General features: G+C 72.3%; 18 protein-coding genes. 7 read left to right on the top strand and 11 right to left on the bottom strand.

Annotated elements, in window-relative coordinates; genetic code table 11:
* A partial coding sequence (locus ABD207_RS08195; RefSeq protein WP_344011213.1) for an LCP family protein occupies positions 1 to 1,402 on the top strand: 1,402 nt, incomplete at its 5' end.
* Between the two features lie 34 nt (positions 1,403 to 1,436).
* Here the strand turns inward: ABD207_RS08195 and ABD207_RS08190 are convergent.
* Entirely contained in the window at positions 1,437 to 1,994 is a 558-nt protein-coding gene (locus ABD207_RS08190; RefSeq protein WP_344011212.1) for an acyl-CoA thioesterase, read from the bottom strand.
* Between the two features lie 119 nt (positions 1,995 to 2,113).
* On the opposite strand from ABD207_RS08190, the gene ABD207_RS08185 reads away from it, so the two are divergent.
* Positions 2,114 to 3,376, top strand: coding sequence for an LCP family protein (locus ABD207_RS08185; RefSeq protein ID WP_344011210.1), 1,263 nt, complete (start codon positions 2,114 to 2,116; stop codon positions 3,374 to 3,376).
* Positions 3,377 to 3,455: 79 nt separating this feature from the next.
* On the opposite strand, the gene ABD207_RS08180 is transcribed toward ABD207_RS08185, so the two are convergent.
* From ABD207_RS08180 to ABD207_RS08155, 6 genes are all read right to left on the bottom strand, one after another.
* Complete coding sequence (locus ABD207_RS08180; RefSeq protein ID WP_344011208.1) at positions 3,456 to 3,818, bottom strand: four-helix bundle copper-binding protein; 363 nt, start codon at positions 3,816 to 3,818, stop codon at positions 3,456 to 3,458.
* Between the two features lie 131 nt (positions 3,819 to 3,949).
* A complete protein-coding gene (locus ABD207_RS08175; protein WP_344011206.1) occupies positions 3,950 to 5,578 on the bottom strand; it encodes an LCP family protein in 1,629 nt (542 codons plus the stop codon).
* Positions 5,579 to 5,760: 182 nt separating this feature from the next.
* A complete protein-coding gene (locus ABD207_RS08170) occupies positions 5,761 to 7,371 on the bottom strand; it encodes an LCP family protein (RefSeq protein ID WP_344011204.1) in 1,611 nt (536 codons plus the stop codon).
* A 105-nt stretch (positions 7,372 to 7,476) separates the two neighbouring features.
* Entirely contained in the window at positions 7,477 to 9,207 is a 1,731-nt protein-coding gene (locus ABD207_RS08165) for an LCP family protein (RefSeq protein WP_344011203.1), read from the bottom strand.
* Between the two features lie 258 nt (positions 9,208 to 9,465).
* Positions 9,466 to 10,680, bottom strand: coding sequence for an LCP family protein (locus ABD207_RS08160; RefSeq protein ID WP_344011202.1), 1,215 nt, complete (start codon positions 10,678 to 10,680; stop codon positions 9,466 to 9,468).
* A gap of 431 nt (positions 10,681 to 11,111) precedes the next feature.
* Positions 11,112 to 11,867: a TIGR03089 family protein gene (locus ABD207_RS08155; protein ID WP_344011201.1), complete on the bottom strand. Its 756-nt coding sequence runs from the start codon at positions 11,865 to 11,867 to the stop codon at positions 11,112 to 11,114.
* Positions 11,868 to 11,994: 127 nt separating this feature from the next.
* On the opposite strand from ABD207_RS08155, the gene ABD207_RS08150 reads away from it, so the two are divergent.
* A complete protein-coding gene (locus ABD207_RS08150; protein ID WP_344011199.1) occupies positions 11,995 to 13,614 on the top strand; it encodes a peptidoglycan recognition protein family protein in 1,620 nt (539 codons plus the stop codon).
* 103 nt (positions 13,615 to 13,717) lie between these two features.
* Positions 13,718 to 14,800, top strand: coding sequence for a mannose-1-phosphate guanylyltransferase (gene manB, locus ABD207_RS08145; RefSeq protein ID WP_343998499.1), 1,083 nt, complete (start codon positions 13,718 to 13,720; stop codon positions 14,798 to 14,800).
* Between the two features lie 537 nt (positions 14,801 to 15,337).
* Here manB and ABD207_RS08140 read toward each other — a convergent pair.
* From ABD207_RS08140 to ABD207_RS08125, 4 genes are all read right to left on the bottom strand, one after another.
* Positions 15,338 to 16,339 carry a DNA-3-methyladenine glycosylase family protein gene (locus ABD207_RS08140; RefSeq protein WP_344011198.1) on the bottom strand — a complete coding sequence of 334 codons (1,002 nt, stop codon included), beginning with the start codon at positions 16,337 to 16,339 and terminating at the stop codon, positions 15,338 to 15,340.
* Between the two features lie 79 nt (positions 16,340 to 16,418).
* Positions 16,419 to 17,732, bottom strand: coding sequence for a coenzyme F420-0:L-glutamate ligase (locus ABD207_RS08135; protein WP_344011197.1), 1,314 nt, complete (start codon positions 17,730 to 17,732; stop codon positions 16,419 to 16,421).
* Complete coding sequence (gene cofD, locus ABD207_RS08130; RefSeq protein WP_344011195.1) at positions 17,729 to 18,688, bottom strand: 2-phospho-L-lactate transferase; 960 nt, start codon at positions 18,686 to 18,688, stop codon at positions 17,729 to 17,731. Before cofD ends, ABD207_RS08135 begins: the two co-directional genes overlap by 4 nt.
* A gap of 34 nt (positions 18,689 to 18,722) precedes the next feature.
* Positions 18,723 to 19,217, bottom strand: a complete 495-nt coding sequence (locus tag ABD207_RS08125; protein ID WP_343998507.1) for a cysteine dioxygenase — start codon at positions 19,215 to 19,217, stop codon at positions 18,723 to 18,725.
* A gap of 677 nt (positions 19,218 to 19,894) precedes the next feature.
* Here ABD207_RS08125 and ABD207_RS08120 point away from each other — a divergent pair.
* The 3 genes from ABD207_RS08120 to ABD207_RS08110 all read left to right on the top strand — a co-directional run bounded on the left by ABD207_RS08120 (position 19,895) and on the right by ABD207_RS08110 (position 25,679).
* Positions 19,895 to 20,158, top strand: a complete 264-nt coding sequence (locus tag ABD207_RS08120) for a WhiB family transcriptional regulator (protein WP_003975777.1) — start codon at positions 19,895 to 19,897, stop codon at positions 20,156 to 20,158.
* A gap of 380 nt (positions 20,159 to 20,538) precedes the next feature.
* Positions 20,539 to 24,180 (top strand): glycosyltransferase family 2 protein, encoded by a 3,642-nt coding sequence (locus ABD207_RS08115; RefSeq protein WP_344011194.1) that lies wholly within the window; start codon positions 20,539 to 20,541, stop codon positions 24,178 to 24,180.
* The gene (locus ABD207_RS08110; RefSeq protein ID WP_344011193.1) at positions 24,177 to 25,679 is read left to right on the top strand and encodes a DUF5719 family protein; all 1,503 of its coding nucleotides are present in this window, start codon (positions 24,177 to 24,179) and stop codon (positions 25,677 to 25,679) included. Before ABD207_RS08115 ends, ABD207_RS08110 begins: the two co-directional genes overlap by 4 nt.
* Positions 25,680 to 25,753: the final 74 nt, after the last annotated feature.

Below are 25,753 nucleotides of genomic sequence, written 5' to 3'. Positions count from 1 at the left end.
GGCGCGGCCGCCCGCGCGCCGCAGGCCGCGCTGGGTGATGCGGGCGGTGACCACGCTCTCCGTGGTGGTGCTGGCCTCCGCGGGCATCGGCCACACCGTGGTGACCAGCCTGGACGCGGAGATCGACCGGGTGGACCCGTTCCGCGACATGAAGAACCGGCCCGAGGCCGGGCACGGCATGAACCTGCTGCTCGTCGGCACCGACGGCCGGGAGAAGCTCAGCGCGGAGGAACGGCGCACGTACCGGCTGGGCGGCGCACCCTGCAACTGCACCGACACCATCATGATCGTGCACATCTCGGAGGACCGGGAGCGGGCCAGCGTGGTGAGCCTGCCGCGCGACTCCTACGCCATGGCACCGACCCACCACGACCGCGTCACCGGCAAGCAGCACCACGGCCATCCCATCAAGCTGAACGCCGCCTACGCCGAGGGCGGACCCCAGCTGACCGTCCGCACGGTCGAGCGGATGACCCGGGTGAAGATCGACCACTATCTGGAGGTGGACTTCACCAGCTTCATGAAGACCGTCGACGTGGTCGGCGGGGTCGAGGTCTGCACCGACCGGCACCTCAAGGACAGCCACTCCGGCCTTGACCTGCCCGCCGGCCGGCACACCCTGCGCGGCGGCCAGGCCCTGCAGTACGTCCGGGCCCGCCACGTCGACGGCGCCTCCGACCTCGGCCGGATGCAGCGCCAGCAGCGCTTCATGGCCGCCCTGGTGGACCGGGTCACCTCCTCCGGGATCCTGCTGAACCCGATGAAGTTCCGCGACGTGGTCCGAGCCGTGCTGGGCTCGGTCCGCGCCGACAAGGGCTTCGGCACGGACGAGCTGCTGGACCTGGGCCGGGCGATGCGGAACTTCTCACCCTCCTCCTCGGAGTTCATCACCGTGCCGATCGGGACGATGGGCTACCCGGTCAAGGGCGTCGGCTCGACGCTGAAGTGGGACCCGGAGAAGTCCGCCGAGATCTTCGAGGCGCTGCGCCGGGACCAGCCGCTGTCCGTGCACCACCCGCGCGACGCCGCCAAGCGCGTCCCGGTGGATCCGAAGCAGATCCGGGTCCAGGTGGAGAACGGCACCGGCACCGCGGGCCTCGGCCGCCGCGTCGACGCGGCCCTGGCGGCGACCGGCTTCGCCACCACCAAGGCCCCCGTCAACGCGGCGCAGCGCGATGTGAAGCGCACCGTCGTCGCCTACGACCCGCGCTGGGACCGCTCCGCGCAGTCCCTGGCGGCGGCGCTGCCGGGCAGCGAGCTGCGCGCGGTCAAGGGCCAGGGCGCGACCCTGAAGGTCATCGCCGGCGCGGACTTCGAGAAGGTCCGCAAGGTGCGCGCCGAGGACCCGGGACGCGGCGAGGTCGGCGTGGTCCGCGGCGACGAGGTGGGGTGCGGGTCATAGCCCCGGCGGCGCGCCTCAGCGGCCGAGCCGGGCGTCAGTCGTCGTAGCCCTCCGCGGCCCGCTTCTCGCGCAGCTCCATGATCGCGCGGCGGCGGGCGAGGCGGTGCGTGCGCCGGATCTGCGCCTCCTGGTAGCGGCGCCGGTCGCGGTCGGTCTCGGGTATCACCGGAGGCACCCGGCGGGGCTTGCCGTCGGCGTCCACGGCGGTGAACACCAGGTAGGCGGAGCCGACCTGGGTGGGCGGGGCGGACTCGTTCCAGCGTTCGGCAAGGACGCGCACCCCGATCTCCATCGACGTCCGGCCGGTCCAGTTGACCTGCGCTTTCACATGGACCAGGTCGCCGACGCGGACCGGTTCCAGGAAGGCCATCTCGTCCATGGAGGCGGTGACCGCCGGTCCGCCGGAGTGCCGCCCGGCGACCGCGCCGGCCGCGTCGTCCACCAGTTTCATGATCACCCCACCGTGCACCGTGCCCAGAAGGTTGGTGTCGTTGTGGGTCATGATGTGGCTGAGCGTCGTCCGGGACGCCGAAGTGGGCTTGCCCGGGATGTCCGGACTCTCCGTCTGTGCGGCTGGGGCCTGGTCTGTCATGGCCTCCACCTTATGCCGACGTGACATGCGTGTGATTTGTGTCAGCTTCGCAACAGCGCCGCTCTTATTTTCCGACGACCCTTGTATGGCACGGCCGCGGGACCTGCACACTGGGGCCCATGAACGATGGGCCCGAGGCATGGGACGACAACCGCGGCGGCCGCTACGGACGCGGGAGCGCGAGCGCGCAGCCCGAGAGCGCCCGCGTGATGCGGCAGGTGCGCCGGGGTCCGGCGGCCCCGCCCGGGCAGGGCGGCTACGGCGGTGTGCCCCGGCAGCCGTCGTACGCGGACGGCGGCTATGACGCCGGGTACGACGGCGGCTACAGCAACGGCCAGGTCTACGGCCGTCCCGGAGGCGGCATCCCCGGGGACCCCGACGACCGGTACGCGGGGCGTTACGCGCCCGACTGGCGCCGGCGGTTCAAGTGGACCGCGCTCACCCTCGTCACCGTGCTGATAGTCACCCTGGTCGGCACGTACTTCTGGGCCGACTCCAAGCTCAACCGTGACGTCGACCTGTCGACGGTGATCGACCGCCCGGAGAAGGGCGAGGGCACCAACTACCTGATCGTGGGCTCCGACAGCCGCGAGGGGCTGAGCGGCGACCAGAAGAAGAAGCTGCACACCGGCTCCGCCGAGGGCAAGCGCACGGACTCGATGATGATCCTGCACACCGGCGACAACGGGCCGACGCTGATCTCGCTGCCCCGCGACTCCAACGTCACCATCCCCAAGTTCCAGGGCTCGGAGTCCGGCAAGATCCGCGCCGCGATGGGCGCCAACAAGCTGAACGCCGCCTACTCGATCGACGGCCCGACGCTGCTGGTGCGCACCGTGGAGTTCAACACCGGGCTGCACATCGACCACTACGTCGAGATCGGCTTCGCCGGCTTCGCCAACATCGTGGACGCGGTCGGCGGCGTGGAGATGGACATCCCGCAGGACATCAAGGACACCAAGTCCGGCGCCGACTTCAAGAAGGGCAAGCAGACCCTGAACGGCGAGGAGGCCCTGGCCTTCGTCCGCACCCGGTACGCGCTGGCCGGCTCCGACCTGGACCGCACCAAGAACCAGCAGAAGTTCCTCTCCGCCCTGGCCAACCAGGTGGCCACGCCCAGCACCGTCCTGAACCCGTTCAAGCTCTACCCGACGATGGGCGCCGGTCTGGACTCGCTGATCGTCGACAAGGACATGAGCCTGTTCGACCTGGCCGACATGTTCTGGGCGATGAAGGGCGTCAGCGGCGGCGAGGGCAAGTCCATGAACATGCCGATCTCGGGCAGCGCCGGGAACGGCAACCTGCAGTGGGACATGCCCAAGGTGAAGCAGCTGGTCAACGAGCTGAAGAACGACGAGAAGGTCACCGTCTCCGGCAACTGAACCGACCGGCGGCCGAGCCGCACCGCGACCGGAGAGGGCACCCCGGAAGGGGTGCCCTCGGCCGTGTCCGGTGCCGGCGTCACATCGTGGCGCCCGCCATCGAACGGCACATCTCCGCGCAGGAGCGACAGGACTCGGCACAGCGCATCATCTGCTGGTCGTCCGGCATGGACATACACGCCTCGGCGCACATGTCGCATGCCTTGGCGCACATCGCGCACATCTCGCTGGACAGCGGCGAGCGCCGCATCATCATGTCCGCGCACATGCGGGTCATCTCGGCGCAGTCCATGAGCGCGCGCATGATCTGCACCGGGGCCTGCCCGGTCATCTGCAGGCAGGAGCTCATGGTCTCCTCGCAGATGCTGTGGCAGGACATGCACGCGTTGACGCAGTCCTGCATCTCCTTGCTCATCGGGGTGGCGGCAGCGGACTGGGTCATGGCTTCCTCCCAGGGGACGAGAGGGGGCCGGGGGTCGGCCCCCGCCCCTCCGTCCTACGCCCGTTGCTCCAAGGTCACCACACGACGGACAAATCCGGGTGTTCTGTCCGCCGCCGCGGGTGTTCTGCCGCTCACCAGCTGAAGGCCGGGTCCACGTGCATGCAGGCCGTGTCGTCCGCGCCGTTGAGCGGCTGGGCCGACTCCGGTGTGGTGTCGTCCTCCTCGGGCGCCCGGTACGCCGTGCCCTCCCGCCAGTCGGAGCCGACGACCAGGGTGACCCCGGAGACCTCGGTGGAGCGCTCCACCGACGACTCCGGGAGGCCGAGGGCCTCGGCGACGCGGTGGGCGTCGCCCTCCAGCTCGGCGCTCGGGTAGCGCACCACCGTCCGCTGCTCGCTCAGGGAGCTCTCGGTGTCGGCGGTCGCGGCGGTGAAACCTTTGTCCTCGAGCAGGGAGCGCACCGCGCTCGCCCGGCCCGGCACCGCGCCCTCGGTGTCCGTGCGGGTGCCGTTGCGCACCTGGACGGCGATCTCGTCGTCCGGGGCGGCCGGGTCCGACGGTACGGACCGCTCCGGCTTCCCGGACGGCTTCACGCCCTTGCCGTCCAGCGGGATGTCCTCGCGCACCAGCCGGAACAGCTTCTCGGCGTCCTCGGTGGGCTCCACCCGGGCGCCCACATAGCGGTTGGGCATGGTGGTCATGGTGATGCGCTCCGGCTTCACCTTGCGCAGCTCGACGCTGAGGTCGTACAGCTTCTTGACCGTGTCCAGGCCGGGGTCCACGGTGAGCGCCTCGGTGGCCCGCTCGGCGAGCCGGCGCAGCTTGTTGGGGCTGGACAGGGTGGCGTTCTCGCGCAGCTGCCTCACCAGCGCCGTCATGTACATGTGCTGGGCCTTGGCGCGGGCCAGGTCGCTGCCGTCCTCGAAGCCGTAGCGGGTGCGCAGCCACTGCAGGGCCTGCTTGCCCTTGATGTAGGTGGTGCCCTTCTCCAGCTTCAGCCCGGAGCCGCGGCCGGTGCTGGTGCGGGAGCGGATGTTGGCGTCCACGCAGACGGGGACGCCGCCGACCGCGTCCGCCATGGAGACCACACCGGCGAAGTCGACCATCAGGAAGTGGTCGATGTGGATGCCGGTCAGCTCCTGCCAGGTGGCCACCGTGCAGCCGGGGCCGCCGCGCCCGAGGCTCTCGTTGGTCATCACCCGGCCCTGGGTCGCCGGGTAGACGGTGCCGTCCTCCGGGTCGGTGCACTTGGGGATCTTCAGCAGGGTGTCGCGCGGCATGCTGATCACGGACATGTTGGTCCGGTCCGCGGACAGGTGCACCAGCATCTGCACATCGGCCAGCGGCGTGGAGCCGAACGTCTCGCGGGCGCCGCCGAGTTTCTGGTTCTCCTCGGTGTCCCGGGCGTCGGAGCCGATGAGCAGGATGTTCAGCGGGGTCTGCCCGGCGGCGTTCGGGGTGGGCGCGGCGACTTTGTTGTCGCCCAGGTTCAGCGGCTGCTTGTCGATGTTGTCGTTCAGCCGCTTGTAGTAGAGGTAACCGGCCGCCGCCGAGCCGGCTATGAGCAGCGCCAGGACGGCCGCGGACCACTTGAGCAGGCGGCGTCCGCGGCGGGTGCGGGTGCCGCCCCCGCCGCCGCGTTCTCCGCCGCTCCCGCTGCCCTCACCGGCACCGCCTTCGGCGCCGGTGACGTTCTCGTCCGGGGGCGGATCGCTCCGGTCGTCTTCACGGAGCGTTCCCCGCGCGGCGTTCTGGGTCACTGCCGCCTTCCTCCCCACCCCTGGCACTCCTCGGGTCGTGAAGCAGGGCCGTCCTGCGTCCTGTTAGACGCTTGACGGGCCCGTCAGTTGCCCCCTGGAATCAGCTGGTTTCAACGAATGATCGGACGGGGCCCCCTATCAGCGGTAGGCCGGGTCCCCTATCAGCGGTAGGCCGGGTCCCCCTACCAGCGGTAGGGCTGGTACACGTCCATGCACTTGCCCTTCTCCGAGGCCGTCAGCGCGTCGGTGTTCTCCGGCAGGTCACCGGCCGACGGGGACTTCTGCTCCGGGTAGGCCGCACCCTCCCGCCAGTCCGCGCCCACCACGACGGTCACCTGGGAGGCGTCCTCGTAGGGCTTGACCGAACTCAGCGGGATCCCGAGCGCCTTGGCGACCCGCTGGGCGTCACCTTTGAGGTCCCCGCTCGGGTACCGCACCACCGTCCGCTTCTCCGACCCGGCCTTGGAGGGGTCCGGTACCGCCTTGACGAAGCCCTTGCCGGCCAGGGTCTGCGCCACGGCGCTCGCCCGGCCGCTGACCGGGCCCTGGCCGGCGGTGCCGGTGGCGTTCTGCACCTGGACGCTGATCTCGCCGTCCGGCGCCGAGGGGTCCTTGGCGGGCTCGGCGTCCGCCGCCTTCCGCGCACCGGACGCGCGGCCCTTGTCGTCGAAGGGGATGTCGTCGCGGAGCATCGTCCACACCTGCTCGGCGTCGGCGCCGTCCGGGAGCAGATGGTTGCGGTTCTGCGGATCCTCGACCGTCGGCATCGTGGTCATGGTGATCCGGTCCGGCGGCACCGTCTTCAACTGCATGGCCAGATCGAAGAGTTTCTTCACCGACCCGATCTCCTCCGACACGGTCAGCGACTTGGTGGCCGCCTCGGCGAGGTCGGTCAGCCGGCCGGTGTCGGTGAAGACGTTCTGCTGCCGCAGGGTGCGGATCATCGAGTTCATGTACATGTGCTGCGCCCGGGCGCGCAGCTGGTCGCTTCCCCAGGCGTGGCGGGTGCGCAGCCACTGCAGGGCCCGCTCGCCCTTGACCTTGTGGGAGCCCGCCTTCATCTTCAGCCCGGAACCGCCCGGCATGGTGGGCAGCGGGCGGTCCCAGACGTTCTGGTTGACGCACACCTCGACGCCGCCGATGGCGTCGGCCATCCGCACCACGCCGGCGAAGTCGATGGTCATCCAGTGGTCGATGTAGACGCCGGTGAGGTTCTGCCAGGTGGCCAGGGTGCAGCCCGCCCCGCCCCGGCCCAGGGTGGAGGTGATGATGTCGTTGGTCGCCGGGTACACCTTCCCGCTCTCCGGGTCGGTGCAGCGGGGGATGTCGACCCGGGTGTCGCGCGGGATGCTCACCACCGCGGCGCTCCTGCGGTCGGCGGCCAGGTGGATCAGCATCTGCACGTCGCCGCGCGGCGGTTCACCCCGGGTGTCGCGGCTGCCGCCCAGCCTGACGTTCTCGTCGGAGGCGCGGCTGTCGGAGCCGATCAGCAGGATGTTCAGCGGCGTCTGCCCGTCCGCGTTCGGCTGCGACTTGCCCACCTTGGAGTCGCCGCTGCTGCGTTCGCCCTTGCCGAGGTTGCCGTTGAGGTGCTCGTAGTAGAGGTATCCGGCCCCGGCCGTGCCGAGTATCAGCACCGCCAGCGTCGTCGCCGACCAGCGCAGGGCGCGCCGCCCCCGCCGCGGCCCGCCCGTGCCGTGCCGCCCGGCGGCCGCGGCACGGCGTCTGCCCGGCCCCTCTCCGCCCTCCGGGGACGGCCGTGTCCGCTCCTCGTGCACGCTGCTTCGCGTCATGGTCGTGCTTCCCCCACCTCTTCGGTCTCCCCACGGCTGCGCACCCCCGCGCAGTCGTACGAGGGCCTGTGCCCGCCCTTGAAGACGTGGCACAGGCCCCTCAGGTCACTTGGCGCACTTGACCTTGTCCGCCGTGGACTTCTGGATGCCCTCCGGCGCCTCGGACGTGCCCGAGACCGGCACCCCGGCGCCCTTGAAGTCCTTGCCCAGGGTCAGCGTCATCGCGGGCAGGCCCTGCGAGTTGGTCACGCTCTTGCCGGGCTTCAGCGCCGAGCCGGACAGGCCCATGATGTCGGCGAGCCGGCGCGCCTGGTCGGCCTGGTCCGGCGCGTACTCCAGCGTGGTCCTGCTGAGCGTCTCCGGCGCGTTGCCGGCGTTCTCCGACTTGGTGACGCCCTGCTGCACCTGCAGCCAGCTCAGCGTGGACTGTGCCGCGCCGGACTTGGCACCGCCGTTGAGGATGCGCACCCGCACCTCGGAGGCCGGGGCCTTGGTCCCCTTCAGCCGGGCGGCCGCGGCCGCCTTCTCCTTCTTCTTCTGCTTCTTGACCTCGGTGAACGACACATCGTTCTTGATCATGTCGAACACCTGCGGGGCCTTGGAGTCGTCGACGACGACGGTCGTCGGCACCTTCTCCGCCGGGTTGTCCTTCACCGGCAGTGTGGTGAAGGTCAGGTTCTTGACGTTGAGCTTGCCGAGCTCCAGGCCGAGGTCCTTGAGCTTGTTGATGCTGTCCAGCTGCGAGTCGACGGTGAGCGCCTCGGTGCCCGCCTCCGCCAGCTTGATCATCTTCGAGGGGCTGGTGAGCGTGTCGTTCGACTTCAGCTTGCGCATCAGCGCGCTCAGGAACTGCTGTTGCAGCTCGATCCGGCTCAGGTCGCCGCCGAAGCCCACCGAGTGGCGGGTGCGGACGAAGGCCAGCGCCGTCTCGCCCTCGATGGTGTGCGTGCCCTTGGACAGCTTCAGGTGGGAGTCGGGGTCGTCGATGTCCTTGGCCAGACAGACCTCGACGCCGCCGACCGCGGTGGTCAGCGTCTTGACCGCGTTGAAGTCGGCCACCATGAAGTTGTCCGGCGTGATACCGGTCAGCTCGGTCACCGTCCGCGCGGTGCAGCTGGGCGTACGGCCGCCCTGGCCCAGGCTGGTGTTGAAGCGGACGCCCTGCGAACCCGGGATGACCTTCTGCGAGCCGTCCTCCTGGGTGGTCGGGCAGTCGGGGACGTCCACGATCAGGTCGCGCGGGATGCTCAGCGCGGTCGCGTTGGAGCGGTCCTTGGCGACGTGCAGCAGGATCGTGGTGTCGGCGTGGCCCTCGCTGCCCTTGTCGCCGTAGCCCTCGTTGCCCGCCCCGGTGCGTTTGTCGGTGCCGATCAGCAGGATGTTGATCGCCTTGTCCTTGCTGAAGCCACCGGTGCTGGCGCCGTCGTCGGAGACGGAGGTGATGTTGTCGTTGAGGTGCTTCAGATACAGGTAGCCGGCCGTGCCGGCGGCGAGCACCACGAACGCCATCGTCCCGCCGGTCCACAGCAGGGCCTTCTTCGCCTTCCCCTTCTTCACCGGCCGGCGGCCGCGCCGTACCGGCAGCGGCTCCTGCGGCGTACCGCGGCGCCTGCGCGGCGGCGGCACGTCACGGTCGGGCACCGCACGCCCGGGGCGGTCCGGGGCCGTCGTGCGTCCGCGAGCCCCGCCGGGGGAGTGCGGTCTGCGCGGCGAGGGGACGGCCGACTGCGGTGCGGAAGGGCTCAGTCGCAGTTCGTATTCACCGGTGGTGGGGTTGAACACCCATTGGTCTGCGGGGTCGATGTTCTCCGCCCGCCCACGGCCTTGCGCGTCCACGGTCGCTTGCATCCTCCGTCGGGGCCACGCGGCGCCTTTCCCCTCCCAAGGCGCTCGGGTCTCGGTTTCGCAGTGCGCGCCCCAGGGGCCGACCTGACGGACTGGGCCTGAAGGAACTGACGCACCGGATCGCTCACACTAACCGCCCGAAACAGTCTGCGGCGACGCCGGTGACAAATTCCACGCTCCTACAAGCGGGCAATTCGCCCATTTCTCTGGACAAGTGTGCGCAGTCTTGGAGTTGCCTGTGCGTCACCTTTACGTACAGGCGTCCTCGGCGGCGGTGTTGCCGGAGAAGGTCGGCGCCGGGGAAGTCGTCCCGGAAGGCTCCGCGGATACCTTTTCCGTGCCCTTTCCGTCACTGTGCGTACGGCCGTCGCCCGAGGCGACCGCCAAGGGCGCGTCGGTGCGCAGCCGCTCGAACAGTTCCGCCGCCGCGGGCTGGGCGAGCTGGTCCCGATTGACGTCGCGGACATACGGCTCCCGCGGAACCGTCAGGAATTGCACACGTTCCGTGGGGATGTCGCGCACCCCGCGCACGAGTTCGTACAAACCGCGCAAGCTCGCCAGTTCCGGGTCCGTCGTCAGCGACGAGGTGGCCGCGTCCAGAACGGGATAGAGCTTCACCGGATTCAGCAGCACGTCATTGCTGCGCACCTTGCTGACGAGCGCACCCAGGAACCGCTGCTGCCGCTCCATCCGCTCGGTGTCGCTGCCGTCGCCGAGCGACTTGCGGGCGCGCACAAAACCGAGCGCCTGCTCCCCGTCCAGGGTCACCCGGCCCGCCGGCAGCCTCAGACCGGCGTCCTTGTCGTCGATCGGCCGGCGCAGGCACACCTCGACCCCGTCGACCGCGTCGACCATCTCCTTGAAGCCGTGGAAGTCGACCACGACATGATGGTCGACCCGGACATTCGTGAGCTTCTCGACGGTGCGGATGGTGCAGGCGGAACCGCCCACCTCGAAGGCGTAGTTGAACATCGCGAACATCGGCGCCGCGCGGGTGCCGTCCCGGCGCAGGCAGGAGGGCACGTGCACCATCAGGTCCCGCGGTATCGACACCGCGGTGGCGCTGTGCCGCCCCGCCGCCAGGTGCAGCAGGATCGCCGTGTCGGAGCGCTCGGTGCCCGTGTCCCGCCCATAGCGGCGGTTCTCCTCGCCGGAGCGCGAGTCCGAGCCGATCAGCAGGATGTTCCGGGCGTCCTTCACCAGCGAGGTGGGCCGCTCCTTCTCGAACCGTTCCAGCTCGGCCATCGCCGCCTGGTCCGGGGTGATGTTCCCCTCCAGCTTCCGGTACACCAGCCAGCCCGCCCCGGCCGCCAGCACCAGCACCGAGGCCAGGCCGGTCCCGGTGCCGCGCAGCCAGCGGCGGCGCCTGCGGCGGGCCAGGCCGTGTCCGCTCGCGGTGGCACCGGGGGGTGGGGCCGGGGTCCCGCCCGAGGGTGGGTCCGGGTCCCGTTGCGGTTCGCCCATGACCGGGTCCACCCCTCACTGCGTGCCGGGGTACGCCGAAGCGGGCGCGGCGTACCGAGGCCGGCGGAACGGCCCGTGGAACGGTGTGGTGCGTCCCTTCGACCATGGCCCCGGCGGGCCGTGAGGGCGGGGTGTTGCTACGCCGAACGGGGACCCGGGAGCCCGTCGCGCGGGCAGGGCGGCGTGGAACGGGCGGGACTTCGCGGGCACCCTCAGGGCCTGTCTTTCGGAATCTTGCCGCGGGTCGCGGGGTCCGGCACGCGCATCTGCGGCGTTGTCGTCGGTTGGCGACTCCCCCACGCTCGGCTGCGCTCGCGCGGGAGGGGCCCCCAACGCGTCGCCGCCCTCCTCCGCCTTGCAGCTGCACGCACCAGACCCCGCTCGGCTCGGGGGCACCGTCACCGGAAGCGGCAAGATCCGAAAGGCAGCCCCTAGCGGGCGATGACGGTGACCCGTTCGCTCTCCACGCGCTTGTCGAGGGCGTCCTCGCCGAGCTGGTCGAGGTTCCGGCACAGCACCACGGAGCCGCCGGTCGCCAGCGGCGCGTACAGGCCCGCGTTCAGCCCCTCCCAGGTGTCGTACGGCAGTCCCGACAGCACGCGGGAACCGGGGCCGGTCAGCCCGATCTCCGGCGCCTCGGCGCGCGCCCGCTCGACCACCTCGGCCCCGGTGAACTCCCGTCCCGCCACGATCAGCGCCGGCTCCTCGGGATCCACCGGCGCATACGGCACGAAACGGTCACCCTGGCCCGGGACCTCCACCGCGTAGTCGGCGAAGCCCTCCGGCGGCTGCGGGAAGCGGGCCCCGAGCGGCCTGAGCGACAGGGCGACCCGGGAGCCCCGGCAGGCACGCGCCTGCTCCAGCGTGTCCGGGCCGCTCACCACGATGTCGGCCGCCGCCGGATCGCCCGCCATGTCCGCGATCGTCCCGGTCGAGGCGCACGCCAGCAGCCACACCGCCGTCTGCCAGTGCGCGGGCAGCAGCAGCGCCACCCGGTCGCCCGGCTCGGCGGACAGCTCGTCCTGGAGGAGGTTGGCGGTCTTGGCCACCCAATTGGCGAAGGTGGCCACGGACAATTCGACCCGCTCGCCCGTGGCGTCGTCGTAGAAGGTCACCAGGGGGCGTCCCGGGTCCGCGGACAGCGCGGAACTCAGCAGGTCGGCAGGGGTGCGGTCGGTGGCGTTCACCCGGGCAAGCGTACGCGCGCCCGGGCCCGGCCGCCGAGCGGGCGGGACACCGGTTCGGGGGAACCGGCGCCTGCCGCACGGAACTTCCCCGATGGCAGATTCATACGGGTCTGTCCAAGCTCGGGGCATGCGTCGAATTCTTGCTTCTTCCATCGGAGTCACCTGTGCCGCCGCCCTCGCCCTCCCGCTCGCCCCGCCCGCCGCCGCGGCGGTCCGAGGGGCGCCCGCGGCAGCGGCGGGCACCAACACGAGCGCCCCGGCGGCCGAGCCGGGCATCCCCGGCAGCACCCAGTCGCTGCCCCTGAACCCCCTCACCCGGGACCGCGCCACCGGCGCCGTGGTCCTCGGGCTCGCCCCCCGGACGGTCCGTCACTTCTCCATGCTCGGCGTGGTCTGGGACAACGCGGACGCGGAACTCCACGGCCGCGTCCAGGTGCGTACCCGCGCGGCCGGCACGGGCACCTGGTCCGACTGGCAGGACGTCGAGACCCACAACGCGGACCACGCGGCCGACCCGGGGGGCGAGGAACGTGCCTCGGGGCGGGTGCGGGGCGCTACCGCGCCGCTGTGGGTGGGGGAGTCGGACGGGGTGGAGGTCCGGGTGCGGGCGGCGGGAGCAGCGGGGGTGGCGGGGGCGGATGAGGACGCGTCCGGTGCGGACCGCAGCGGCGGGGACGTGGAGGCGCTGCCGGCCGGGCTGCAGCTCGAGCTCATCGACCCCGGCTCGGACCCGGCCGCGGATGCCGCTTCGGACGAGGGCGCCGCTTCGGACGAGGGCGCCGCTTCGGACGGGGGCGCCGCTTCGGACGGGGGTGCTGCTTCGGACGGGGGTGCTGCTTCGGACGGGGGTGCTGCTTCCGGTGAGGGCGCCGCTTCGGACGGGGGTGCCGCTTCCGGTGAGGGTGCCGCCGCCCCGCCGCCCGCCGCGGACGAATCCCGCACGGGGACTCTGACCGCCGCGGAGAAGACCGTCTCCCGCGCCAACGCCGGGCTCGCGCCCCTCGGCGCCACCGAGATCCCCGCGCTGAGCCGTGCGCAGACGGAGGCGGAGCTGCTCGCGCTGCGCCGCGCGGAGTCGGGCGCCTCCGCGGAGGCGGCGGGTGCGGAGGCGGCGGCCGGCGCGCAGAAGCAGGCCAAGCCGTACATCGGGCCGCGGCCCGCCATCAAGACCCGCAAGGGCTGGGGTGCCAACGAGGGCCTGCGCAAAGGCGGATTCATCTACACCAAGAAGGTCAAGGCGGCCTTCGTGCACCACACCGCCTCCGGCAACAACTACACGTGCTCGCAGGCGCCGTCCCTCATCCGCGGCTTCTACCGCTACCACGTGGTGAGCCTCGGCTGGCGGGACATCGGCTACAACTTCCTCATCGACAAATGCGGCCGGATCTACGAGGGGCGGGCCGGGGGAGTGGCCAGGCCGGTCATGGGCGCCCACACCCTCGGGTTCAACACCAACAGCACCGGTATCGCGGTCATCGGCTCCTACGGCTCCAAGAAGCCGTCGTCCTCCGCGGTGAAGGCCGTCTCGCGGCTCACCGCGTGGAAGCTGGGGCTGCACGGGATGAATCCCAAAGCCAAGACATATCTGACGTCCGGGGGTGGCAACCTGTACGCAAAAGGCAAGAAGGTGCGACTGAACGTGATCTCCGGTCACCGGGACGGGTTCAACACCTCGTGCCCAGGGGGGAAGCTGTATGGGAAGCTCGGAAAGGCCCGCAAGACCGCGGCTCGTTACCAGGGCCGCTGAGGCGCGGGGCACCTCGGGTTCGTCTCTCCCTGCCGGAGGGTCTGCATACACTGACCGGCCGAAAGACAGTTCGGCCGGTCCCGGCAGGAAGCAGAGGCCACAGGTGACAGAAGCGATCCTCCTGGTCGGCGGCAAAGGCACGCGGCTGCGGCCGCTCACGGTTCACACGCCCAAGCCCATGGTGCCGGCGGCCGGGGTGCCCTTCCTCACACATCAGCTGGCCAGAGCGAGAGCGGCGGGCGTGGAGCACATCGTGCTGGCCACGTCGTATCTGGCCGAGGTCTTCGAGCCGTACTTCGGTGACGGGTCGTCGATGGGGCTGCACATCGAGTACGTCACGGAGGAGGAGCCGCTCGGCACGGGCGGGGCCATCCGGAACGTGGCGTCCCGGCTGCACTCGGGGCCCGACGAGCCGGTGCTGGTGTTCAACGGGGACATTCTCACCGGGCTGGACATCAACGCGCTGGTGCGCACGCACGAGACGACGGGGGCGGATGTCTCGCTCCATCTGACCAAGGTGACGGACCCTCGGGCCTACGGTCTGGTGCCGACGGACGAGACGGGGCGGGTGCAGGCGTTCCTGGAGAAGCCGCAGACGCCGGAGGAGATCGTCACCGATCAGATCAACGCGGGGGCGTACGTCTTCCGGCGCTCGGTCATCGACACGATTCCGGTGGGGCGGCCGGTGTCCGTGGAGCGCGAGACGTTCCCGGAGCTGCTGGCGGCGGGGGCCCATCTGCAGGGCATGGTCGACTCGACGTACTGGCTGGACCTGGGCACGCCGGCGGCCTTCGTCCGCGGCTCCGCCGACCTGGTGCTGGGACGCGCCCCTTCCCCGGCGGTGCCCGGCCGCTGCGGCGACCGGCTGATCCTGCCCACGGCTCGGGTCGCCCCCGACGCGAAGCTCGCGGGCGGCACGGTGGTGGGCGAGGGCGCGTTCGTGGCGGAGGGCGCGCGGGTCTTCGGCAGCACCATCCTGCCGGGCGCGGTCATCGAACCGGGCGCGGTCATCACCGACTCCCTCATCGGCACGAGGGCGAGGGTCGGCGAGCGCTCCATACTCACCGGCACGGTCATAGGCGACGGCGCGGTCATCGGCCCCAACAACGAACTCCGCGACGGCGCCCGAGTCTGGTGCGACGCGAAGATTCCGGCGGGCGCCGTCCGCTTCTCCTCGGACCAGTGACCGCGTACCTGCGGGTGGGTGGGGGTGCGCGTCGACGGTGCCTGCGGCCCGGTGGGGTTCGCGTGGAGATGCCTGCGGCGCAACTGCGGCTCCGGTGGGGGTGCGCGTAGCGCCTACTGCCGGTGGGTGAGTCGGGGCCGGGGTGGTGGTATCGGTCCTCGGTCTGGCGCGACATCGGTCGCCTTTCGGGTACGGGCGCGGACGCGCCGGCCGCTGCGGGCGGACACCACCACCCGACCCCTCCCGCCCGCGTGCGTCTGCGGCACGCCTAAGGCCGGTTCCTCGCTGAGCGCCGCGCGCGGCTGCCCCGCCTCGCCGCGCCCAGCCGCGCCTCCCCAGCTGCGGGCGGCCGCTTACGCAGCTGCGGGCATTCGTGCCGCTGGGGCGATGGGGGTCCCCCGCTCGAGCGCAGCCGAGAGTGGGGGAGGCACCCCCTGCAGCGGGGCTAGCGCACCCCACCCCCGGCCCGTACCCACCCCGGGTGCCCGACCCAAACCCGTAGCGCAGCAACTTCACGCAACGTCAGTTGAAAGCCACTCAAAGCCGCCCGATGTTCCCCAGCGGCATGCGTGGCGCCCGGCGTTCCGGGACGCGACCGCTCAGCAGGATGAGACGAGCCGCCCGATGCCGCTGCCCGGCGTAGGGCTCCAGGAGTTCCAGCATCACCGCGTCATCCGCGTACCGGTCCCCCGCCAGCGCCCACCCCACGATCCCCGGCAGGTGCAGGTCCCCCACGGTCACCGCATCCGCCGCCCCATGACTGCGCTGCACCGTCTCCGCCGACGTCCACGGCCCCACCCCCGGCACCAGCTCCAGCCTCTTCTGCGCGGCCTCCGGCGGCATCCCCACCGCCTCCTCCAGCCGCGCAGCGACCCGTACCGCCCGCAGAATCGTCGACGCCCGCTTGTCGTCGACCCCGGCCCGATGCCACTCCCAGGAGGGAATCAGCGCCCAGGTCCGCGGCGCCGGCATCACCGACATCCGCTCCGGCGCGGGCCCCGGCGCAGGCTGCCCGTACTTGCGCACCAGCAGCCGCCACGCCCGGTACGCCTCAGTGGTGGTGACCTTCTGCTCCAGGATCGACGGGATCAGCGACTCCAGCACCAGCCCGGTCCGCGTCAGCCGCAGCCCCGGCCTCCGGTGCCGCGTCAGCGCCAGCAGCCGGTGCTTCGGCACGAACGCCGAGGGATCGTCCTGCGCCCCGAGCAGCTCGGGCAGCGTCTCCAGCAGCCACTCCGCGCCCGGCCCCCACGCCTCGCCCCGGATCCGCTCGCCCTGCCGGGTGACCCGCAGCGTCCCCGGCCCGGCGGGCGTCAGGCTAGCCCGCCACACCGCGCCGTCCGGTGTCGCCCGGAAGGTGGGGTCCCCGGGGCCGCGCCGCAGCGGGCCGAGGACCAGGCCGAGGTCCAGCGGCCCGTCCGGCACATACGTGCGCACCTGCGCCGGCGCGGCCGCCTGGCGGGGGACCGCGGCGGGCACGGCCACATGGCCGCCGCGCACGGTCGTACGCGTCGGGCGGGGGGCGAAGCGTCCTGCCACGAGTGATGTCCCAGGGTGGAAGTGAAGGTCCTACAAGGTCCTACCGGGTCCTACGAGGGTAGGCGCCCGAGGGCCCGGCTCAGCGCACCTCGATGAAGGCCGCCGGGTTCCGCTCGGGCCGCGGCCGGGGTTCCTCCGCGGGGTGGCCGATCGCCACCGCGCCCATCGGGTCCCAGTCCGGGGGCAGGTCGAGGACCTGACGGACCACGTCGCGGCAGAACATCGTCGAGGACACCCAGGCCGAGCCGAGCCGTTCCCCGGCCAGCGCGACCAGGAAGTTCTGCACTCCGGCGCCCGCGGCGACCACGAACATCTCGCGCTCGGCCCCGTCGCGCCGCGCGTCCCCGTAGGTGTGCGAGCCGTCCATGACGAGACAGGGGACGGCCAGGTAGGGCGCGTTGCGCAGGACATCGCCGCGGCGGATGCGCTTGGCGATGGACTCCTCGGACTTGCCGTCCCGGCGCAGGTCGGCGATCCAGGCCTCGCGCATGGCGTCCAGCAGGCGGGTGCGGGTCCCGGCGGACTCCAGGAGGACGAAGCGCCAGGGAGTGGTGTGGTGCGGGGCGGGTGCGGTCACGGCCGCGGCGACCGCGCGGCGCACCGCCGCCGGGTCGACCGGCTCGTCGGTGAAGGAGCGGACCGTGCGGCGCTGGGTCACCGCGAGGCGTACGGCCTCGGAGGTGCCGAGCCGGAACATGTCGTCGCGTGCGTCACGGACCATGGCGCGGGCTCCTTCCCCGTCGTCCTCGGCCACCGTGTGCGGCAGCCCGCGGACCACCGCCACCGGCAGGCCGGCCGCCTTGCCCTTGACCAGGTCGCCCGCCGCGGCCAGTTCGTCGGCCGTGGCGACGACGGTGGCGCTGAGCGGGTTGCCGTGGCCGTCGGTGCCGCCGCGCAGGTCGTCCAGGACGCGCACGCCGGCCGCGCCGATCGCCACATCGGTCAGCCCGGCCCGCCAGGGCCGGCCGAAGGTGTCGGTGACGATCACGCCGACCGTGACGCCGAGGGCGGAGCGCAGGCCCTCGCGGATGGCGCGGGCGGAGGCGTCCGGGTCCTCGGGGAGCAGCAGTACCGTGCCGGGCTCGGTGTTGGAGGCGTCGACGCCGGCCGCGGCCATCACCAGGCCCTGCCGGTTCTCGACGATGCGCAGGGGGCCGCGCCGGGCCACCACCCGTACGGTCTCCGCGTCGATCGCCGCCTCCCGGTCGGCGGCGCGGACGATCCTGCCCTCGGCCTTGGAGACGATCTTCGAGGTGATCAGCAGTACGTCGCCGTCGGCGAGGCCCGGCTCGGCGGCGGCGATGAGCTTGGCGAGGTCGTCGCCCGGCCGGACCTCGGGCAGGCCGGGGACGGCCCAGACCCGGTAGGCGGGCGCCTCGTCGGTGCCGCTCACGCCGCCCGCACCTCCTCGGCCAGGTCCAGGGCCTCGCGGGCCATGCGCGCGGCGGCGTCGGCGTCGGTCATCATCAGCGGTACGGCCTTGCAGCGGATGCCCGCCGCCTCGACCCGCTCGACGGAGCCGGCGTCGACCGTGTCGACCAGCCAGCCGTCCAGCAGACCCGAGCCGTAGTGCTCGGCCACCGCCGCCGCCGTGGCCTCCACGCCGACCGCGGCGAGGACCTTGTCGGCCATGCCGCGCACCGGCTTGTCCCCGACGATCGGCGACAGCCCGACCACGGGCACGCCCGCGTCGGCGATGGCCTCCCGGATGCCGGGGACGGCGAGGATGGTGCCGATGGAGACGACCGGGTTGGACGGCGGGAAGAGGATCACGTAGGCCTCGGAGATGGCCTCCAGCACGCCCGGTGCCGGCTTGGCCTGCTCCGCGCCGACCGGGACGACCGCCTCGGCCGGCACCGAGGCCCGCAGCCGCACCCAGTACTCCTGGAAATGGATCGCCTTGCGCTGGCCGTCCAGCTCGACGGCTACATGGGTCTCGACCCGGTCGTCGGTCATGGGGATCAGCCGCACGCCCGGCTGCCAGCGGTCGCACAGGGCCTCGGTGACCGCGCTGAGCGGGTACCCGGCGCCGATCATCTGGGTGCGGACGATGTGCGTGGCGAAGTCGCGGTCGCCGAGGCCGAACCACTCGGGGCCGACGCCGTAGGCCGCGAGCTCCTCCTTCACATGGAAGGTCTCGTCGGCCCGTCCCCAGCCCTGCTCCTCGTTGATGCCGCCGCCGAGCGTGTACATCACCGTGTCGAGGTCCGGGCAGACCTTCAGCCCGAAGAGGTGGATGTCGTCCCCGGTGTTGCCGATGACCGTGATGTCCGCGTCCGGCACGGCCCGCTTCAGACCGCGCAGGAAACGGGCACCGCCGATGCCGCCTGCCAGAACCACAATGCGCATGGCGCCCAGTCTTGCAGGCGGGGACGACAGTGCGTCAGGCAGTCAGGGAGCGCGCCTCGCAGTGCGGGGCGGTGTGCATCGGCATCTCGGTCAGGCCCGGGTAGTAGATGTGCAGGCTGACCGCGGGCTCGAGGGTGTCGTTGACGACCTCGTGCACATAGCCGGGCGCGAAGACGCGCTGCGCGCCGGGGGTGAGCGAGCGCGTGCCCCGCTCGGTGCGCTCGGTGAGGGTGCCCTCGAGCACGGTCAGCACGCCGGAGGAGCGGCCGTGGTCGTGCAGCCCGCTGCCCTGGCCGGGCACCCAGGACAGCAGCCACACCTCGTAGCCGGGTCCGGTGCGCAGCCGGTGGTACCAGCGGGTGGTGGCGTCGTACTGCACCAGGTGCGCCCACTGGGCGCGGTCGGCGGCGATGGAGCGGGCCAGGCCGGCGAACTCGGCGACGGTCACCGGGTGCTCGCGCGGCGCCTGGAGCAGGTGGGGGACTTCGAGGATGTCGCCTGCGATCTGCAGGTCGCTGTCGCTGTTCATGTGAGTGCGGTGGTTCCTGGGCGTGAGTAGCGAAAGGGGCTCGCCCTGCCGGGCGCGGAGGAATCAACGGCCGAGTCGGATGCGAGGTGACTCGGCGACGGCCGGAGACGGATGGCTCAACAGCCGGAACAACAACAGCTACAGCGAGCGCGGGCAGCACCGTGGGACCCGCCGGTGCGGGTCCGGGTGAGCGCCGAGTACGCGAGCATGCCCACAAGGACAGCGGTTCACACCTCCACTGTCAACTCGGCGCCCGGACCGTGGGACCGGGTTCACCTCATCAGGTTCATCTGGCAGGCGAAAGGTTTGCTCACCCGGTTCCGGGGACACATGCTGCGCACGACCGGGTGCCGAGCGCCGTTGCCGTGCTGTGATCTGGCTGTGATCAGGTTCGCTTCGCCTCGGTGTCGGAACGAGATCGATTCGCCGGACGTTCTCTCCCGCAGAGGCACTGCGCGGGGCGGCAATGCCCGGGCGGGCCCCGTCTGTATGTCAAGGTTTATGGCGATTTGAACACTTTCCGCTTGGGCTTGGTTCCGCAGAGTGAATAAGGGGCTCAATAGCAGATCTCGGCTTGACTCTCCCGGAGCAGCGCAATTGTAATTTCACTCGTGTCGTTCGGCCGGAAACGGTAACGGCAACATCACGGGGACGCGAAAGACTGACGAGGGGCGCACATGACCGAGCTGGTGCAGCAACTGCTGGTCGACGACGCGGACGAGGAACTCGGCTGGCAGGAGCGCGCGCTGTGCGCCCAGACCGACCCCGAGTCCTTCTTCCCCGAGAAGGGCGGCTCCACCCGGGAGGCCAAGAAGGTCTGCCTCGCCTGCGAGGTCCGCTCCGAGTGCCTCGAATACGCCCTCGCCAATGACGAGCGCTTCGGCATCTGGGGCGGCCTGTCCGAGCGGGAACGCCGCCGGCTGAAGAAGGCCGCCGTCTGATCAGGCGCCGCCGTCCGAGGCGCCTCGGTCCGGCCGTCCGGCGGTTCTTGGTCCGGTCGTCCGAGAGCCGTCGATCCCGACGCGTCCGACCGGTGCCGCTCGAAGACGCGGCCGACCGGTGCCGCTCGAAGAAGGCCGCCGTCTTACGGACGTCGTCTTGCGGACGTCGTCTTGCGGACGCCGTCTCACGGACGGCGCTCCGCATACGTGCACAAAAGCGCGTAGACGTGTCACATACGGCCCGGCGCAGGTGGGTTGTCCACAGGCGGCGGGCCGCCTTGCTGTGCAGCCAGTAGTGTGGTCGCTCGTCCGAGACGCCCCGCTGCCCCCACCGGGCACAGGCGTCCAATGCAGTCCACCGAACCGGGGCCCGTACCTCGATGTCCGTGCACAGCCACCCGGCAGCCCACGACGTTGCCGCCATCCCTGAGTTCCCGCGTCATGTGGTGACGGCGGTCCTCGTCTCGCACGACGGCGCCCGCTGGCTGCCCGACACCCTCACCGGACTGCTGGGTCAGGAACGCCCGGTGCAGTACGCCCTCGCCGCAGACACCGGCAGCGCGGACGACTCCGCCCGGCTGGTCACCGAGGCACTCGGCGACGACCATGTGCTGCACCTCGCCCGGCGCACCGGATTCGGCCAGGCCGTCGACGAGTGCCACCGCATGGCACCGCGGCTCACCCCGGACGACCTGCCCTATCTGAAGCGGCCCAGCGGCTGGGACCCGGTCACCCGCACCTGGCGCGACGACGCCTACGACCTGCCCGAGCTCCCCTACGGCGAGCCGGTGCAGTGGCTGTGGCTGCTGCACGACGACTGCGCACCCGAACCCGACGCCCTGGCCCAGCTGCTGCGCGTCGTCGACAACGAGTACGAGCTCGGCCGCGAGGACGTGGCCGTCGTCGGCCCCAAGCTGCGCGGCTGGTACGACCGCCGGCAGCTGCTGGAGGTCGGCGTCTCCATCGCCAACTCCGGCCGCCGCTGGACCGGCCTGGACCGCCGCGAGCAGGACCAGGGCCAGCACGACCACGTACGGGCCGTGCTGTCGGTGTCCACCGCGGGCATGCTGATCCGCCGTGACGTCTTCGAGCAGCTCGGCGGTTTCGACCGGCATCTGCCGCTGATGCGCGACGACGTCGACCTGTGCTGGCGCGCGCACGAGGCCGGCTACCGGGTTCTGGTCGCCCCCGACGCGGTCGTACGGCACGCCGAGGCGGCCTCCCGCGAGCGCCGCACCGTCGACTGCGTGGGCCGCACCGCCGCCTCCCCGCACAAGGTCGACAAGGCCGGCGCCGTCTACACCCTCCTCGTCAACACCCGTACCGCGGCGCTGCCCTGGGTGCTGCTGCGCGTGGTCCTCGGCACCCTGCTGCGCACCCTCGCCTACCTCGTCGGCAAGGTGCCCGGCCAGGCGGTCGACGAGATCCGCGGCCTGATGAGCGTCCTGCTGCGCCCCGAACGCATCCTCGCCGGGCGGCGCCGCCGCGGCAGCCCGCAGATCGACAAGGCGGAACTGCGGGCGCTGTTCCCGCCGCCCGGCGCCACCGTCCGGGTCACCGTCGAGCAGGTCGCGAGCAACCTCGCCGGCCGCTCCGACCCCGAGGTGGCCTCCGGCGCCGGACGGCACGGCGGCGCCATCGAGTCCGGACCCGGCGGCGACGACGCCGACTTCCTCGAGATCGAGCAGTTCGCCCGCCTCAAGCGCATCGCCCGCAAACCGGGCCCGGTGCTCTTCCTCGTCCTGCTGGTCGTCTCCCTCACCGCCTGCCGCTCCCTGCTCGGCGGGGGCGCGCTCGCGGGCGGCGCCCTGCTCCCGGTGCCCGCCGGAGCGGGCGAGCTGTGGGCGCGCTACACGGACGCCTGGCACGCGGTCGGCACCGGCGGCACCGGCTCCGCACCGCCCTACCTGGCGATCGTGGCGGCCCTCGCCTCCCTGCTGCTCGGCTCCACCGGACTGGCCGTCACCGTCCTTCTGGTGTGCTCGGTCCCGCTGGCCGGCCTCACCGCCTACTTCGCCTCCCGCCCGCTGGTCCCCTCCCGGCTGCTGCGCGCCTGGGCGGCCGTCGCCTACGCCTTCCTGCCCGCCGCCACCGGCGCCCTGGCCGGCGGCCGGATCGGCACCGCCGTCCTCGCCGTGCTGCTGCCCCTCATGGCCCGCGCCGGCATCGCCGCGAGCGGCCTCACCAACACCACCGGCGGGCCCGGCAGTTGGCGGGCCACCTGGGCGTACGCGCTGCTGCTGACCATCGCCACCGCCTTCACCCCGATCGTGTGGCCGATCGCGCTGGTCCTCGGCCTCGGCGTACTGGCCCTGCGCCGCGCGGAACTCACCGCCCACGCCCCGCGCCTGCTCGCCCAACTCGCCACCCCGCTGCTGCTGCTGGCCCCCTGGTCGCTGTCCCTGCTGCCGTTCGGCTTCTTCCGGGAGGCCGGCCTGGAGTACGGCAGCGGCGCCGCCTCCGCCCTCGACCTGCTCGGCGCAAGCCCGGGCGGCCCGGCCACCTTCAGCGGGCTGATGCTGCTCGGCCTGGTCCTCGCCGCGCTGGCCGCCCTGCTGCGCTCGGAACGGCAGACGGCCGTCCGCGTCGCCTGGGCGACCGCCCTGGCGGGCCTCGTCTTCGCAGCGCTGTCCAACGGCTCCGCCTGGGCCGGACCGGCCACCCTCGTCTACGGCATCGCCCTGCTGGCCGCCGCCGCGGTCGGCGCCGACGGGGCCCGCGCCCGGGTCGCCGAGAGGAGCTTCGGCTGGCGCCAGCCGGTCGCCGCACTGATCGCCCTGGCCTGCGCCGCCGGGCCGCTGCTGCTCGCGGCCGGCTGGATGCTCCGCGGCGCCGACGGACCGCTCCAGCGCCGCGACCCCGTCCAGGTGCCCGCGTTCGTCGCCGAGGAGAGCAGCACCCGCGACCAGGCCCGCACCCTGGTGCTGGACAGCGACTCCGCCGCCCAGGTCCGCTACATGCTGGTCCGCGGCTCCGGAGCCCGCATGGGCGACGCCGAACTGGCATCGGCCGGCGGTGAGAAGAGCAGGCTCGACAAGGTCGTCGGCAATCTGGTCGCCGGGTCCGGCGCCGACCAGGCCGCCCAGCTCGGCACCTTCGCCGTCCGCTACGTCATGGTCCACCAGGGCGCCCCCCGCGAGGTCACCCGCGTCCTGGACGCCACCCCCGGACTGACCCGGCTCAGCCAGCAGGCCGGCGGCGCCCTGTGGCGGGTGGACCGCCAGGTGTCCCGCGCGACGATCGTCTCCGGCAAGGAGACCAAGGCGGTCGCGGCCGGCCCGGTGGAGATCCACACCGACATCCCCGCCGGACCCGAGGGGCGCGTGCTGCGCCTCGCCGACACCGCCGACGACGGCTGGACGGCCACCCTGGACGGCGCCCCGCTGCCCCGCACCACCGTCGACGGCTGGGCCCAGGGCTTCGAACTGCCCGCCTCCGGGGGCCGCCTGGACGTCACCTACGACGCCCCGCTCACCCACACCGCCTGGCTGTGGGCGCAGGGCTTCCTCGCGATCGTCCTGATCGTCCTCGCCCTGCCCGGCCGCCGCCGCCACATCGACGACGACCTGCCCGACGAGCCGGTGCCCGTCCCCACCGGCGACGGCCGCCGGGCCCGCCGCCTGCGCGCCCAGGCCGAGCAGGCAGGCACGGCGCAAGAGGCGGGCCGGGCCGGCCAGGCAGGGGAGGCCGGTCAGCAGGGAGAGCAGGGAGCCCCCGCTCCGATCCCCGCGCAGCCCGCCCACGACCCCTGGCAGCCGGAGCCGCAGCCCGACCAGGCGGCGCAGCAGTACCAGCAGCAGTACGCGGCGTACGCGGAGCCGATGCAGCAGCCCCAGCAGTACCAGGGGCAGCAGCAGTACCCCGAGCAGCAGTACCCCTACCAGGGCGCGTCCTACGACCCGTACGCCTACGACCAGACGCAGTACCAGCAGACCCCGACCTACGACCAGAGCTACCCGCACGGCTACGACATGCCGTACGACCCCACGGGCAGTGAGCGTCCCGACGGGAGCCAGCAGTGAACCGCACGACTCTGTCCCTGATCGCGGCAGCCACCGCCCTCGCCGCCGTCACCGGCTTCGCCGCGCTGACCACGCCGGAGACGCCGGCCGCGGACGACACGGCACGCGCCGCGGCCCGGCTCCCGGTGGAACGCACCAGCCTGCTCTGCCCCTCGCCCAGCACCTCCGACCTGGCCGAGACGACCTACTCCTCCTTCACCCCGGTCACCAAGGGCACGGAGAGCAAGGGCTCGGCCGAGCTGCTGCCGGCCCCGGTCGACGGGGACGGGGAAGCCGAGGGAGCCAAGGAGTCCGAGAAGCCGGACGCCGGCAAGGCCGAGCCCGTCCTGGAGCCCGGGGAGCCGGGCCGGCAGGCCACCGGTGACGTCTCCGGCGGTGAGGCCCCGGCCCTGATCGGCACCGCCGACGGCCGCTACGCCCCCGGCTGGACCGTGCAGCAGACCACCGAGGTCACCGCGGGTACCGGCCGCGGCCTCCAGGGCGTCACCTGCACCGCGCCGGACACCGAGTTCTGGTTCCCCGGCACCAGCACCTCCGCCGACCGCACCGACTACGTGCATCTGACCAACCCGGACGACTCGGCCGCCGTGGTGGACATCGAGCTCTACGGCAAGGACGGCGCCCTGAAGTCCACCGTGGGCGAGGGCATCACCGTCCGGGGGCGGTCCAGCGAGCCGGTCCTGCTCTCCACGCTCACCGAGGAGCGGCAGTCCGATGTGACGGTGCACGTGGTCGTCCGCAGCGGCAGGGTCGGCGCGGCCGTGCAGGCCCTGGACGACAAGCTCGGCGGCGACTGGCTGGCCGCGTCCACCGACCCGGCCGGCAGCCTGATCATCCCCGGCATCCCGAAGGACGCCACGGCCGTGCGCCTGGTCGCCTTCGCACCCGGCGACTCCGACGCCGACCTGAACGTCCGGCTGGCCTCGCCCACCGGTTCGATCACTCCGGCCGGTCACGAGACCCTGCACGTCAAGGGCGGCATGACGGCCGCCGTGGACCTGGGCGACATCACCCGCGGCGAGCCCGGCTCGCTGGTGCTGACCCCCACCGACCGCTCCGTCCCGGTCGTCGCCGCCGTCCGGGTGCTGCGCGGCAAGGGCGATGCCCAGGAGTCGGCCTTCATCCCGGCCGCCCGCCCGGTGTCCGGCCGGGCCACGGCCGTGGGCAACACGGCGAAGGAGACGACCCTGTCGGTGACGTCCCCCGAGGCCACCGCGCGGATCAAGGTCACCGCCTCACCGACCGGGGAGGACGGCACGCCCGCGACGAAGACGTACACGATCAAGCGCGGCACCACCCAGGACATCACCGCGCCCGTGCCGGAGGGGGCGAAGGGCGGCTACGCCCTGACGATCGAGCCGGAGACGGACACCCCGGTCTACGCGACCCGCACCCTGACCAGCGGGAAGACGGCCTTCACCAGCCAGACCCTGCCGGACGACCGGGGCATGGTGGCGGTCCCGGAGGCTCGGCAGGACCTGTCCGTCCTGCAGAAGTAGGCGGGAGCAGAAACAGGCGGCACTCGAAGCAGGCGGGACTTCAGGGCAGGTGGCCCTCCCGTCGGCGGGGCTTC

The sequence above is a fragment of the Streptomyces thermospinosisporus genome (assembly GCF_039526425.1).
Classification (GTDB): Bacteria; Actinomycetota; Actinomycetes; order Streptomycetales; family Streptomycetaceae; genus Streptomyces; species Streptomyces thermocarboxydovorans.
This window is presented reverse-complemented; position numbering and strand designations above follow the sequence as displayed.